The sequence below is a fragment of the Mesorhizobium sp. M0276 genome, assembly GCF_040321755.1.
GTDB lineage: Bacteria > Pseudomonadota > Alphaproteobacteria > Rhizobiales > Rhizobiaceae > Mesorhizobium.
In genome coordinates this window covers 47,629-61,003 of record NZ_JAMYSC010000009.1, presented here as the reverse complement: position 1 = coordinate 61,003, position 13,375 = coordinate 47,629, and the positions used below count along the sequence as shown (strand labels likewise).

The window sequence follows — 13,375 nt, the reverse complement described above, 5'->3', positions numbered from 1 at the left end:
AGGGAGGAACATATGGCCAAGACAGCGACGAACAATGCCGGAAAACCCGCGGCCAAAGCAGCCGCCAAGCCGACTGCAAAAGCTGCGGCGAAGCCGGCGGCCAAGACAACTGCCAAGCCCGCCGTCAAGGCGACGGCAAAAGCCGCCCCTAGAGCCAAAGCGAAGCTAGCGAAGAGGCCTGGCGTGAAGCTCAGCATGCTGAAGCCCAGCGTCAACAACATGACGGTTCGGGTATTTGCGCGCGCGGCCGGGCTGGATGCCGCCGAGACCGATGCCTGGGGTCAGACCCGCTCACCGGAATTCATGGCACGAAACCCCGCCCATTTAACGCCGATGATCGAGGACAAGGGCCTCCCCAGGGGCGTGTTGTGGGAAAGCTGCGCGATCATGCAATATCTCTCCAACAAGCACGGGCTGGAGAAATTCTATCCGAAGGCGCCGGCCAAGCGGGCGATGATCGATAGCGCCATGTTCTACCTGGTTGGTACGCTCTACCCGTATGTGGCGCGCGCCACCTATCCGTTTCTCGGTTTTCCGCAATATGCCGGCGAGGTCGGTCACAGCGACGCCCACCCGGACAAGAAATCCGAAGCTCAGAAGGCGGCGATGGCGGCGATCGCCGAGCCGCTGGAAGTCTTTCACAGCTTCTTCAGGGACGGCAAGCCGTTCATCGGCGGCAAGAATCCATCCATCGCCGACATCCGCCTGGCGGCGACACTCGAATTCCTGGCCGTCATCGACTACGTCCTGCCTAAATGGGCGAAGGACTACGTGGCGGCGATCGAGAAGAAGCTCGGCAATGCCTATAGCGAGCCGGCCGGCGACGTGCGCGGTTACATCGCTTATGTGAAGTCGCAGGCCAAGGTCCAAGGTTAGGGATTCGTTAACCAAAGCCCTGTCTACTGCCAGCAATTCACCCCGCGACCACGGATGTACTGGCGCGCCGAGTGGAAGGAAAGGTCGGCGCAACGCCGGCCTTTTTGCTTTCGTGCGCCATCGCGGCGTGATCTAGCCGCGATCAGGCCACACGAGCCTTGTCCGGTGTCGCATTTTTGGCGTCAACTTTTTGCCGACAGATATTGTCATCGCTTGCCTTGGCCCTACCATCCATTTTGGCAGTCCGGCATGGATTGTCGGTCAGGCGTGAGATGAGGGCTGGCGATGAAAAGCGTTGCGAGGTGGGTTGCGGTTGCGGGCGTGATGCTGGCGAGCGCCGTTCATTCGTCAAATGCGGCTGAACTCAACACCATGAACGATGTCGGGACCGCGATCCAGGCATGCTGGACACCACCGGCGGACGCCGGAACCGCCAGCGTGACCTTGAGCTTCAGCTTCAAGCGGGACGGCACGCTGATCGGCCCACCGAGGCCGACGGCCGTCAAGGTGGAAGGCGATGCCAAGGCGAAAAACTCGTTTGTCGACGCCGCAACAACGGCCTTGCAGAACTGTCTGCCGCTGACGCTTTCGCCGAAGCTGGCGCAAGGAATTGCCGGCAAAGTGTTCACGTTGCAGTTCTCTTCTCCCAAGTGAGCCTGCAATCAGCGCACGCCGCTGTGCCGTAGCGGTGCGCACAGTTAATCCCATGCCGGCTTAGTGGTGGCTGCGCCTTGCTTCGGCATGCCGGGCAAGGTCAGGCGTTTCGAAGACATAGTCGTTCCAAGCCGACTCCGGAACCCGGCCGGCCAGATAGCATTCCAGCAACAGGCTTTGCTCGGGGTTGAGAGGCCTTGGCTCCAGCCCCAGCGAGTGAAACAGATTTCTTGTCAGGTCCGAGACCGTGAAGTGGATCGACATCTGCGTTCTCCTTAGGCCATTCAACTCCGAAGACGGGGCAAAGGTTTCAAGACCAACCGGCGGCAACGGCGGTTTATCACGGGCTCCTCGCGCCGCAGGCCTTCGACGATCGTTGCCACCCCTACGCGCTGAGCGAACGCCAGCCTTGAAACCGACCAGATGGCCCCACTCGACACGCGCGAGCCCTACACCGAGGTGCCGGCGGCCATCAGATACCGCGTGAATTTCAAGGCTTGCGACTGTCAAACGCTATTGCAGCGAACCCTGTTGCGATCCGGAACAGAGAGGCGTTCACAGCGTTGTGATCGACATCAGCCAGGAGAAACGCCATGGCCACGTTCAGGGAAATGCGGGTGCTGGAGATCGTCGAAGACGACTCCCTGACCACCGAACAGAAAATCGCTGAACTGCGCGAGATCGAATCCGAGGCGCGCGGGCTGCAGCGGGCGGCCACGGAGAGCCCGATGGACGACGATGATGGCTGGCAGGACGATTTGCGTCAGGTTCGTCTTGCACTCGACAAGCTCGGTGCGAAACAGCCGAAAAAGGGTGCAGCCTCGCTGTGAGGCAGTTCGCCTAAGCTATTTGCCGATCGCTTGTTGTTTGAAAGCGATCTAAAGCGCGTCGCGGTTGAACGGATTCAGGCGACGCGCTTTAGGGCTTGTTTTTATGCATGTCGTTTTCCCAAAACCGAGGTCACTTTTGGGCGACATGCATTAGTCGCAGACCATGCGAGCTCTCTTGCCGGGTTCGCTGACGTTCCTGCATACCAGCGGCTTCGCCGGGGTAGACAGGGAGGCTGACGCGGGCAGGCTCGTCTGGTGCCGTCTCGGCGCGGCATGCGTCATCACTTTGCGGTCGGAAAATCGCCTCGACGGTTGTGGCGCCACCGGAAAGGCACTGTTCTCGACCTCGGAAGGCCCGTAGTCGACATTCGGGGGTGGCCGGTCCCAGAATCGCCGGACATCGAGCGGCCTCGGGATGACGACGGTGCCATCATAACTGCGCGAGCAGCCGCTGCCCAAAAGCAGCGCCAGCCCCATGAAAAAAGGCACGATCCATCCAGACATCAGCATTACCCCTGCTAGCGCTTATATAACGGCTTCAGTCCCGCCGACAACCGGATGGAACAACGCACTCGCGTCGACCAATTTGTCCGACGAATCCGTTATGGTTAGCGGATCGTTAATGCTTATCGGGCACATTCCGCCGACGAACCGCGGAGGAGGGTTCGGCCTTGGGTTGTCGGGGTGGGATTGCATGGCGGAAGCGGACGAAACAACCGGCGCGCGCGGCATGCGTGGACCTCGCAAACCCACAGCGCGTGGCGACGATGCATCATCGCCCGCCACTGGTATGGATTCGGTCGACGTGCTTCGCCAACTGGTCGAAGCCGGTTCGGACTGGGTCTGGGAGATCGATGCCGAACTGCGCTTCTCCTGGCTCTCGCAAAACTACCAGGCAGCCACCGGCCTCGATCCGGCAAACGTGCTTGGCCGCTTTCGCTTCGACTTCCTCAACCAGGTTCTGAACGGCGACCGCAGCGGCGCCGCCCATCTGGAGGATCTGCAGGCGCACCGGCCGTTTCGCGACTTCGTCTATGAACTGAAAGGTGGCAGCGCCGACTGCCGCTGGGTTTTGACATCAGGCTTTCCAAGGTTCGACGGCGAGGGTAAATTCATCGGTTATCGCGGCATCGGCCGCAATGTCACGGCACTGGCCGGTGCCTTCCAAACCCCGTGGCAGGGACCATCGGCGAGCGGCGAACTCGAGCAGCATCTGGTCGATCTCGAGCGGACGATGGACGCCATGCACGTGGGCGTCGTGCTTCTCGACGCCAGGCTCGACACGTTGATCGTCAACAAGGCCTATCGCGACCTTTCCGGGATTCCCGACGGTGCCTTGACCGTTGGCGCTCCGTTCAGCCTGTTGATGGAACTCAACCGCCGCAACGGCATCTACGGCGACATCGACGAACCGCAATGGCGGCGCTACCTCGCCACCCGCATCGAGGAGATTCACGCCGGTTCCGTAGCGCCTCGCGAGTTTTCCCATGCCGACGGCAGGACGATGATGTTCTCGGTGACAGCGCTGTCCGGGGGCAAGCGCCTGTTGACCTACTATGAGGTCACCGAAATCAACCACCGCGATGCCGAGATCGAGAGCGCCAACGCCAAGGTCGCCGAGACCTTCGCCAATCTCCGCACCATGGTCGATCAGATGCCGATCGGCATCCTCGTCCTCGATACCGATATGCGCGCCGAAGTCATCAACCGTGCCTTCTACGATTTCTGGCAGATCGACGCGCGGCGTGCCGAGATCGGCTGCAGCTTCCGCGACCTGATGGATGCCAGCCGTGACATTGACCCGTTTGGTTCCGAAGACGCGGCATGGCAGCGGCATATCGCCGAGCGCGAGGCGGAAATCAGGGCGGGCACCGCCGGATCGCGGCAGTTCCCGCGCAATGACGGCCGCACGCTGATATCATCGATGGCGCCGCTGGCCGGCGGCAAGCGGCTGATCTCCTATGTCGACGTCACCGACATGAAGAATCGCGAGGCCGAGGTTGCCGACGCTCTGGAGAAAGCGCGACTGGCCGAAGCAGTGATCAATGCCGTCAAGGATCCGATCTTCGTCAAGGACGACCATCTGCGCTTCGTTTTCGTCAACGAGGCGTTCGCCGCTTTGTTTGGCCAGACGCCGCAAGCCATGCTCGGCAGGCCCGGCGGCGATTTCCTGCCGGCGAATGCTGTGGCGCTTTTCGAGCAGAGCGAACGGGACGTGCTTGCCAGCGGACGCCCGTACGAAGTGGAAGAAAATTTCGAGGCCGATGGCGCCAGCCGTTCGCGCATCGTCAGGAAAAGCCGCGTCGGCATGGCCAGCGGCCGCAATTACGTTGCCGGTTTCCTGTTCGACATTTCCGACATGAAGCGCCGCGAGACCGAAGCCGAGGATGCGCGCAAGCATCTCGCCAGCGTGCTGGAATCCTTGCCGGCGGCCGTCATCATCTATGATCGTGACGACAGGTTCGTGTTCGCCAACCGCAAGATTCACGATACGCTTCCGGCCTTGAGGCCGGCATGGCAGCCCGGCTGCACATTGCGCGAGGCGCTCGTCCTCGGCCATGCCAACGGCTATTTCCGCAGCAGCGGCGATCCGCAAGTCGACAAGCTCTACGACGACGATCCCGATCGCTGGCTGGATGCGATCCTCGCCCGCTACCGCTTGCCCAATTCCTCGTTCGAGCGCCACAACCCCGATGGCCGCTGGTATCAGGTCTATGACATGCGGACCGTCGATGGCACATTCATCGGTGTTCGCGTCGACATCTCCGAGATCAAGAGCCGCGAGGCGGCGTTGCGCGATTCGATGCGCCAGATCGATCTGTTCCGGCATGTGCTGGACGAGCTCCCGGTCGCCGCCTTCATCAAGGCGCAGGACCTGAGCATCGAGTTCGTCAACAAGGCCTGGTGCGCGATCACCGGTTTTGCCAAGGAGGATGTCATTGGCCGCACCGACCGCCAGCTGTTCGGAGTGCAGGACGCCGATGGCTACAGCGATGACGACACGCAAGTCGCCGTGACAGGCACCGTCAAGGAGGTCGAGGAACCCGTCACCCATCGCGACGGCACGGTTCGACAATTGATGACGCGCAAGAGCCGGCTGGTGGCGCTGGACGGATCGGTGCATCTGGTCGGTTCCAGCACCGACATCACCGACGTCAAGGCGCGCGAGCGCGCGCTGGAAGAGAGCATGCGCGAGAACGAGGTGTTCCGCAGCCTGATCGACAACGTGCCGGTATCGATCTACGCCAAGCGCTCCGATCTCAGGCAGTTCTACGTCAACAAGGGTTGGAGCGATCTCACCGGCTTCGGCAAGGACGAGGCGATCGGCAAGACCGATATCGAGATATTCGGGTCGGACGGCGAAGCGTTCGTCGATAGCGACCTTGCGGTGCTGCGCACCGGTGAGACCCAGGAGGCCGAGGAGACGGTGACGCTGGCCGACGGCAGCGTCCGGCATCAGTTCGCGCGCAAGGGGGCGATGATCGCGTCCGATGGCTCGCTCTACCTGATCGGCTCGACCACCGATATCACCGAGTTGAAGACGCGCGAGGTCGAACTGCGCGAAGCGCGGCAGCGCGCCGTTCTCGCCGACCGCGCCAAGTCGGAATTTCTCGCCAATATGAGCCACGAGATCCGTACGCCGATGAATGGCGTGCTCGGCATGGCCGAACTCTTGGCCAAATCGGATCTCGACCCGAAGCAGAAGACGTTTACCGACATCATCGTGAAATCGGGCAACGCGCTGCTCACCATCATCAACGACATCCTGGACTTCTCCAAGATCGACGCCGGTCAGTTGGTGCTCGATCCGGCGCCCTTCAATCTTGCCGAGGCGATCGAGGATGTGGCGACACTGGTGTCGACACGCGCCAAGGAGAAGGATCTCGAGCTCATCGTGCGCGTCGAGCCTCGCCTCGAGAGCCTGTTTGTCGGCGATGTCGGCCGCATCAGGCAGATTGTCACCAATTTGCTCGGCAATGCAGTGAAATTCACCGACGAAGGTCATGTGCTGGTCGACGTCACAGGCGAGAGGGTTGCAACCGGAACGAAGCTCACCATCTCGGTCACCGATACGGGCATCGGCATCCCCGAGGAAAAACTGAAACTGGTGTTCGAGAAATTCAGCCAGGTCGACACCTCGTCGACGAGGCGGCACGAGGGAACCGGCCTCGGCCTTGCCATCACTTCGCGGCTCGTCGAGCTGATGGGCGGCGACATCGGTGTCGAGAGCGCCGAAGGCAAGGGCTCGACCTTCTGGTTCACGGTCACGCTGCCGAGTGCCGGACAGCAGAACGGGCAACGCATCATGCCGATCGACGTGACCGGCGCGCGCGTACTGATCGTCGACGACAACGCGGTCAACAGAGCCATCCTGACCGAACAAATGACATCGTGGACGTTCGATTCCTGCGCGGCCGAGAGCGGCGCCGAGGGCCTCAAGGTGCTGATCGCCGCCGCTGCCTATGGCGTGCCGGTCGATTGCGTCGTGCTCGACTACCAGATGCCTGAGATGAGCGGCGCCGAAATGGCGCGGATCGTGCGCAACACCGCCGGCCTTGCCGGCACGCCGATCATCATGCTGACCTCGGTCGACCAGTCGCTCGCCAACACCGGCTATCGCGATCTCGGCATCGATGCCCAACTGATCAAGCCGGCGCGCTCATCGGTGCTGCTGGAAACGCTGGTCGCAACCATCCAGCGGCATCGCCACAACACGACCGGCAGCGACGCCCTGCCGCTCGCAGGCACCGTCCCTTCGGGCGATATGGTGCCACCACAGCCGTCCGCGCCGGCAGAACAGCGGGCGCTGCTGCAGCCTCCCTCGCTACGCCCTCGGCTGCTCGCGACGGGTCGAGACGACAGGCTGGATATCCTGGTGGCAGAAGACAATGAGGTGAACCAGATGGTGTTCACCCAGATTCTCGGCGAGACCGGTTTCGGTTTCGAGATCGTCGGCAATGGCCGCAAGGCGCTCGACGCCTTCGGCCGGCTCAATCCGTGCATGATCCTGATGGATGTCTCGATGCCGGAGATGAACGGGTTGGAGGCGACCGCCGCCATTCGCCGGCTGGAGGAAGAAACCGGCACTCATGTGCCGATCGTCGGCGTCACCGCGCATGCGCTGAAAGGCGATCGCGAACGCTGCCTGGAGGCAGGCATGGACGACTACCTGTCCAAGCCGATCAGCCCCAGGGCCCTGCTCGAGAAGGTCGAGCGCTGGATCGGCGCCAGCCGCCAAGTTCAGCGTAACGCCGGGTAAGGGGTTCTCGCCGTGCCGGTTCGCGAGAACCAGGCAAAGATTCGCGACGCGTCCCACGCGCAGCACTATGGCGCGATCGCACCATATCAAAACTGTGCCTGATCAAGACAATGGCCATATTCGAATTCCGCTCTTCCCAGTTACGGGCGGGAGCAGCGACCGCCAGCATGGAACAGCGTCAACCTACCCCAACGGACCCTGTTTTTCGGCGATGGCCCGGCCACGACATCGTGGCCGCGAGCAACGCGCTCCCGTCCGGCTTTTTTATAAGGCCGGCTAATCCCAAAACGCCGGCCAGCCTCGGGCCAAACGCAGCAAGTCCCTGATTTCGAGGACAAAGCCGGGCTCCATCAGGAGTGCTGGTCAGGCCACAATTTGTTCATCCCGATCATGCGTTACCGGGGTGACATCAAACTGTCATGCGACTGTAATAATCGAAGGCTATTGGCCTCAGCGGGCGCCGAGAGGAATGGCGCCGAGAGACCATCTTCCGAACAGGAGCAGGCCACATGAGACATTTCATCCGCTCGGCGGCCGTTGCGATCGCAATGGCTACGGCGTCCACTTTCACCCTTTCCGCGGCAATGGCAGCTGATCTTTCCGGCGCCGGCTCGACCTTCATCTATCCGGTGTTCGCCAAATGGGCCGACACCTACAAGAAAGACACCGGCGTCGGCCTCAATTACCAGTCGATCGGTTCGGGCGGCGGCATCAAGCAGGTCATCGCCAAGACCGTGACCTTCGGCGCCACCGACAAGCCAATGTCCGACGCCGACCTGGAAAAGAACGGCCTCGTGCAGTTCCCGATGGTGATGGGCGGCATCGTGCCGATCGTCAACCTGACCGGCATCAAGCCGGGCGAACTTGTTCTTGACGGCGCGACCCTGGCCCAGATCTACCTCGGCGCCATCACCACCTGGGATGATGCGGCGATCAAGGCGCTGAACCCGAACCTGACCCTGCCGTCCACCGCGATTGCCGTCGTGCATCGCTCGGACGGCTCGGGCACGACCTTCAACTTCACTAACTATCTGGTCAAGCTGTCGCCTGACTGGAAGGACAAGGTCGGTTCGGACACAGCCGTCGAATGGCCAACTGGCGTCGGCGCCAAGGGCAGCGAAGGCGTTGCCAATACCGTCAAGCAGACCGACGGCGGCATCGGCTACGTCGAGTATGCCTATGCCAAGCAGAATAGCCTTTCCTACTCCAAGCTGGTGAATGCCGCCGGCAAGGTCGTCGAGCCGTCGCTCGAATCCTTCGGCGCGGCTGCTTCGAATGCCGATTTCAAAGGCGCGAAGAACTTCAACGTCATCATCACCAACGAACCCGGCGACACCAGCTGGCCGATCGCTGCTTCGACCTGGGTGCTGATCCACAAGGTTCCCAACGATGCCGCCGCCACCGGCGAAGCGCTGAAGTTCTTCGCCTGGGCCTACAAGGACGGCAAGGATACCGCCAAGGCGCTCGACTATGTCTCGATCCCCGACAGCGTCGTCGACTTGATCAAGACCTCCTGGAAGGCCGACATCCAGGCCGACGGGAAGCCGGTCTTCGCAGGCGAGTAACATCCTTCGAAGGAGCGCCGCGGCGCGGCGCTCCTTTCCCTCAACTCAAAGAGCCGAGCTTCACATGAGCGCTGTCCAGGAAGCCTTGCCAGCCATTCGAGGTTCGCGCGACGCGATCGTCAGACGATTCGCGCTGACCGACGCAATCTTCCACGGGATGACCCGGGCCGCCGCCATATTGGTGCTGGTCCTGCTTGGCGGCGTCGCGATCTCGCTGTTTGCCGGATCCTGGCAAGCCCTGTCGACCTTCGGCTTCTCTTTCCTGACCAGCGAAAGCTGGAATCCGGTGACGGAGAAATTCGGCGCGCTGGCACCGATCTACGGCACCATCATCACGTCGGCCATCGCCATCCTGATCGCCGTGCCGCTCGGCATCGGCATCGCCATCTTTCTCACCGAGCTTTGCCCGCGCCCGCTGCGGCGGCCGATCGGCATGGCGGTGGAACTGCTGGCCGGCATCCCCTCGATCATTTACGGCATCTGGGGCCTGTTCGTGCTGGCGCCGTTCCTGCAGACGACCGTGCAGCCCTTCATCATCGGCGTGTTCCACGGCATTCCCGGCCTCGGCAGCCTGTTTGCCGGTCCGCCCTATGGCATCGGCCTGCTGACCTCGTCGCTGATCCTCGCCATCATGGTGCTGCCCTTCATCACCTCGATCACCAAGGACGTCTTCGACACGGTACCGCCGGTGCTAAAGGAATCGGCCTACGGCATCGGCTGCACGACCTGGGAAGTGACCCGCCGCGTCGTCATTCCCTACACGAGGATCGGCATCATGGGCGGCGTCATGCTCGGCCTTGGCCGCGCGCTGGGCGAAACCATGGCGGTCACCTTCGTCATCGGAAACGCGCACCGCATCTCAACCTCGCTGTTCGCGCCGGCAACGACGATCTCCGCGACCATCGCCAATGAGTTCACCGAAGCCGTCGGCGACCTCTACACCTCTTCGCTGGTGGCGCTCGGCCTGATCCTGTTCGTCATCACCTTCCTGATCCTTGCCATCGCCCGCTACATGCTGATGCGCATCGACGCCCGCACCGGAGCCTGACCGATGTCGACAGCCACATCGCTTCACCAGAGCCGCAAGAGGAAGAATGCCGTGATGATGACGCTGTGTGTCACCGCGGCGGGCATCGGACTTGCCTGGCTGGCGCTCATCCTCGGCGCGCTGGTCTACAAGGGCGCGGCCGGCCTGTCCCTTGACGTCTTCACGCAGATGACGCCGCCTCCCGGCGACGCCGGCGGCCTGCTCAACGCCATCTATGGCAGCGTGGTCATGACGATCATCGCCGTCATCGTCGGTACGCCGATCGGAGTGCTGGCCGGCACTTACATGGCCGAATACGGTCGCTTTTCCAGGCTGACCACCGTGGTGCGCTTCATCAACGACATCCTGCTGTCGGCGCCGTCGATCATCATCGGCCTGTTCGTCTACGAACTTATGGTGCGGCCGATGGGGCATTTCTCGGCAATCGCCGGTGCTGTCGCGCTCGCCATCCTCGTCATTCCGGTGGTGGTACGCACCACCGAAGACATGCTCAATTTGGTGCCGAACGCCTTGCGCGAAGCCGGCACCGCGATCGGCGCACCGCGCTGGGTGGTCATCAAGTCGGTCGCCTACCGCGCCGCGCTATCGGGCATTGTCACCGGCATATTGCTGTCGATCGCCCGTATCTCCGGCGAGACGGCACCACTGCTCTTCACGGCGCTCAACAACCAGTTCTGGTCGAGCAATCTCAACGCGCCGATGGCCAGCCTGCCTGTCACCATCTTCCAGTTCGCTCTCAGCCCCTACGAGGAATGGCAGCAACTGGCCTGGACCGGCGCACTCATCATCACATTGACGGTTCTTGCGCTCAGCATCGTTGCGCGCAGCCTGACCGGACGCAGAGAGGACAAATGAGCCAGATGTTGTCTCCAGACATGACGATCGCCGCCGAGGCCACCGCCAAGGCCAAGATCGAGGTCAAGAACCTCAACTTCTACTACGGCCAGTCGAAGGCGCTGAAGGACATTACGCTGTCCTTGCCGGAGCGCAGCGTCACCGCCTTCATCGGGCCTTCGGGCTGCGGGAAGTCGACGCTGCTGCGCGTCTTCAACCGCATCTACGAGCTCTATCCCAAGCAGACGGCCGAAGGTCAGGTGCTGCTCGACGGCCAGAACGTTCTCGACCGCTCGCAGGACCTCAACCTGCTGCGCACCAAGATCGGCATGGTGTTCCAGAAGCCGACGCCATTTCCGATGTCGATCTATGAAAACATCGCGTTCGGCATCAGGCTCTACGAGAAGCTGAGCAAGTCGGAGATGGACGGCCGCGTCGAGCAGGCGCTGAAGCGCGCGGCACTCTGGACCGAGGTCAAGGACAAGCTCGACGCCAGCGGCCTCAGCCTCTCCGGCGGCCAGCAGCAGCGGCTCTGCATCGCCCGCACCGTGGCGGTGAAGCCGGAAGTCATCCTGCTCGACGAGCCCGCCTCGGCGCTCGACCCGCTGTCGACCGCCAAGATCGAGGAACTGATCGACGAGTTGCAAGCCGACTACACGATCGTCATCGTCACCCACAACATGCAGCAGGCGGCGCGCGTATCGAAGCAGACGGCCTTCATGTATCTGGGCGAGCTGGTCGAGTTCGACCGCACCGAGAAGATCTTCACGTCGCCCCGCGAGAAGCGCACGCAGGACTACATCACCGGCCGCTTCGGCTGAGCTCAGGCATACGAGGAACAGGATCATGAGCGAACACACAGTCGCTTCTTTCGACGAGGATCTCGGTCAGATCAGCAAGCTCATCAGCGACATGGGCGATCTCGCCAGCTCGATGGTCGGCGGTGCGACCAAGGCGCTCTTGAATTCCGACAACGCCTTGGCACAGCGCGTCGTCTCCGATGATGCGATCATGGACGCGCGCCAGCGCGAGCTCGACGACCGCGCAATCACGCTGATCGCCAAGCGGCAGCCGATGGCCGATGATCTGCGCCATGTCGTCGGTTCTATCCGCATGGCCGGCGATCTCGAACGCATCGGCGACCTTGCCAAGAACATCGCCAAGCGTGTCGGCACTGTCGGCCTCAGCGTCACGCCGCGCGACCTTTCGCACTCGATCGATGGAATGGCACAACTGGTGCTGATCCAGGTGCAGGGCGTCATCGAGGAATATGCGGCGCGTGACGCCGCCGCGCTGGCGAAACTGCGTGCCGACGACGAACGCATCGACGTCAAATACACCTCCGTGTTCCGCGAGCTTCTCACCTATATGATGGAAGACCCGCGCAACATCACCGCGTGCACGCATCTTTTGTTCTGCGCCAAGAACCTCGAGCGCATCGGCGACCATGTCACCAACATCGCGGAAAATGCCTATTATGTTTTGACCGGCACGCAGCTGCCGGCCAATCGTCCGAAACAGGACGAGACGACAATGTCCGCGCCCGCGGCATGACGACAGGGGTAACCAGCCGATGATCGCGCCACGCATCATGGTGGTGGAGGACGAGGAGCCGCTAGGCGTGCTGCTCCGTTACAATCTGGAGTCCGAGGGCTATCAGGTCGAGGTCGTGACGCGCGGCGACGAGGCCGAGATCCGGCTGCAGGAGAACGTGCCTGACCTTCTGGTGCTCGACTGGATGGTACCGGCGGTCTCCGGCATCGAACTCTGCCGGCGCCTGCGAATGCGTCCCGAGACCGAGCGGCTGCCGATCATCATGCTGACCGCGCGCGGCGAGGAGAGCGATCGCGTGCGGGGCCTCTCGACCGGCGCCGACGATTATCTGGTAAAGCCGTTTTCGACACCGGAGTTCATGGCCAGGGTCAAGGCGCTGCTGCGCCGTGCCAAGCCGGAACTGCTGTCCAGCGTGCTGAAGGTCGGCGACATCGTGCTCGATCGAGAATCGCACCGGGTCTATCGCAAGAAGAGCGAGATCCGGCTCGGGCCGACCGAATTCCGCCTGCTCGAATTCATGATGCGCCATCCCGGCCGCGTGTTCTCGCGCAGCCAGCTGCTCGACAACGTCTGGGGCGAAACGATCTACATCGACGAACGCACGGTAGACGTGCATGTCGGGCGGCTGCGCAAAGCCGTCAACAACGGCCGCATGCCCGACGTCATCCGCACCATTCGGGGCGCAGGCTACGCGATCAGGGAAGACTAGCCGATAGATCGGAACCAAGGTTCAAATTCAATCAGCAGGTCGTCG

At 62.2% G+C, this 13,375-nt stretch carries 12 protein-coding genes; 10 read left to right on the top strand and 2 right to left on the bottom strand.

Going from position 1 to position 13,375, the window contains the following annotated elements:
• The first annotated feature begins 12 nt into the window (after nucleotides 1–12).
• Nucleotides 13–876, top strand: coding sequence for a glutathione S-transferase family protein (locus NKJ01_RS09345; protein ID WP_352727552.1), 864 nt, complete (start codon nucleotides 13–15; stop codon nucleotides 874–876).
• 285 nt (nucleotides 877–1,161) lie between these two features.
• Entirely contained in the window at nucleotides 1,162–1,530 is a 369-nt protein-coding gene (gene tolA / locus NKJ01_RS09340) for a cell envelope integrity protein TolA (RefSeq protein ID WP_352727551.1), read from the top strand.
• Nucleotides 1,531–1,590: 60 nt separating this feature from the next.
• Here the strand turns inward: tolA and NKJ01_RS09335 are convergent, their stop codons facing one another.
• Nucleotides 1,591–1,794 carry a hypothetical protein gene (locus NKJ01_RS09335; protein WP_352604765.1) on the bottom strand — a complete coding sequence of 68 codons (204 nt, stop codon included), beginning with the start codon at nucleotides 1,792–1,794 and terminating at the stop codon, nucleotides 1,591–1,593.
• Nucleotides 1,795–2,123: 329 nt separating this feature from the next.
• Between NKJ01_RS09335 and NKJ01_RS09330 the strand changes: the two genes are divergently transcribed.
• Complete coding sequence (locus NKJ01_RS09330) at nucleotides 2,124–2,360, top strand: hypothetical protein (protein WP_023757403.1); 237 nt, start codon at nucleotides 2,124–2,126, stop codon at nucleotides 2,358–2,360.
• Nucleotides 2,361–2,510: 150 nt separating this feature from the next.
• Here NKJ01_RS09330 and NKJ01_RS09325 read toward each other — a convergent pair whose 3' ends face one another.
• Nucleotides 2,511–2,864 carry a hypothetical protein gene (locus tag NKJ01_RS09325; protein WP_023757402.1) on the bottom strand — a complete coding sequence of 118 codons (354 nt, stop codon included), beginning with the start codon at nucleotides 2,862–2,864 and terminating at the stop codon, nucleotides 2,511–2,513.
• 190 nt (nucleotides 2,865–3,054) lie between these two features.
• Between NKJ01_RS09325 and NKJ01_RS09320 the strand changes: the two genes are divergently transcribed.
• The 7 genes from NKJ01_RS09320 to phoB all read left to right on the top strand — a co-directional run bounded on the left by NKJ01_RS09320 (nucleotide 3,055) and on the right by phoB (nucleotide 13,330).
• The gene (locus NKJ01_RS09320; RefSeq protein WP_352727550.1) at nucleotides 3,055–7,620 is read left to right on the top strand and encodes a PAS domain-containing protein; all 4,566 of its coding nucleotides are present in this window, start codon (nucleotides 3,055–3,057) and stop codon (nucleotides 7,618–7,620) included.
• A gap of 509 nt (nucleotides 7,621–8,129) precedes the next feature.
• Nucleotides 8,130–9,185, top strand: coding sequence for a phosphate ABC transporter substrate-binding protein PstS (gene pstS, locus NKJ01_RS09315; protein ID WP_352604761.1), 1,056 nt, complete (start codon nucleotides 8,130–8,132; stop codon nucleotides 9,183–9,185).
• Nucleotides 9,186–9,249: 64 nt separating this feature from the next.
• The gene (pstC, locus tag NKJ01_RS09310) at nucleotides 9,250–10,233 is read left to right on the top strand and encodes a phosphate ABC transporter permease subunit PstC (protein WP_023757399.1); all 984 of its coding nucleotides are present in this window, start codon (nucleotides 9,250–9,252) and stop codon (nucleotides 10,231–10,233) included.
• 3 nt (nucleotides 10,234–10,236) lie between these two features.
• A complete protein-coding gene (gene pstA, locus NKJ01_RS09305) occupies nucleotides 10,237–11,088 on the top strand; it encodes a phosphate ABC transporter permease PstA (protein ID WP_352604759.1) in 852 nt (283 codons plus the stop codon).
• The gene (gene pstB, locus NKJ01_RS09300; RefSeq protein WP_352727549.1) at nucleotides 11,085–11,888 is read left to right on the top strand and encodes a phosphate ABC transporter ATP-binding protein PstB; all 804 of its coding nucleotides are present in this window, start codon (nucleotides 11,085–11,087) and stop codon (nucleotides 11,886–11,888) included. Before pstA ends, pstB begins: the two co-directional genes overlap by 4 nt.
• Before the next feature lie 25 nt (nucleotides 11,889–11,913).
• The gene (gene phoU, locus NKJ01_RS09295; RefSeq protein WP_023757396.1) at nucleotides 11,914–12,621 is read left to right on the top strand and encodes a phosphate signaling complex protein PhoU; all 708 of its coding nucleotides are present in this window, start codon (nucleotides 11,914–11,916) and stop codon (nucleotides 12,619–12,621) included.
• Nucleotides 12,622–12,640: 19 nt separating this feature from the next.
• Complete coding sequence (phoB, locus tag NKJ01_RS09290) at nucleotides 12,641–13,330, top strand: phosphate regulon transcriptional regulator PhoB (RefSeq protein WP_032906962.1); 690 nt, start codon at nucleotides 12,641–12,643, stop codon at nucleotides 13,328–13,330.
• Nucleotides 13,331–13,375: the final 45 nt, after the last annotated feature.

Coding starts and splice junctions, on each gene's coding strand:
- NKJ01_RS09345 (WP_352727552.1), top strand. CDS start 13: ATGGCCAAGACAGCGACGAACAATGCCGGAAAACCCGCGGCCAAAGCA.
- tolA (WP_352727551.1), top strand. CDS start 1,162: ATGAAAAGCGTTGCGAGGTGGGTTGCGGTTGCGGGCGTGATGCTGGCG.
- NKJ01_RS09335 (WP_352604765.1), bottom strand. CDS start 1,794: ATGTCGATCCACTTCACGGTCTCGGACCTGACAAGAAATCTGTTTCAC.
- NKJ01_RS09330 (WP_023757403.1), top strand. CDS start 2,124: ATGGCCACGTTCAGGGAAATGCGGGTGCTGGAGATCGTCGAAGACGAC.
- NKJ01_RS09325 (WP_023757402.1), bottom strand. CDS start 2,864: ATGTCTGGATGGATCGTGCCTTTTTTCATGGGGCTGGCGCTGCTTTTG.
- NKJ01_RS09320 (WP_352727550.1), top strand. CDS start 3,055: ATGGCGGAAGCGGACGAAACAACCGGCGCGCGCGGCATGCGTGGACCT.
- pstS (WP_352604761.1), top strand. CDS start 8,130: ATGAGACATTTCATCCGCTCGGCGGCCGTTGCGATCGCAATGGCTACG.
- pstC (WP_023757399.1), top strand. CDS start 9,250: ATGAGCGCTGTCCAGGAAGCCTTGCCAGCCATTCGAGGTTCGCGCGAC.
- pstA (WP_352604759.1), top strand. CDS start 10,237: ATGTCGACAGCCACATCGCTTCACCAGAGCCGCAAGAGGAAGAATGCC.
- pstB (WP_352727549.1), top strand. CDS start 11,085: ATGAGCCAGATGTTGTCTCCAGACATGACGATCGCCGCCGAGGCCACC.
- phoU (WP_023757396.1), top strand. CDS start 11,914: ATGAGCGAACACACAGTCGCTTCTTTCGACGAGGATCTCGGTCAGATC.
- phoB (WP_032906962.1), top strand. CDS start 12,641: ATGATCGCGCCACGCATCATGGTGGTGGAGGACGAGGAGCCGCTAGGC.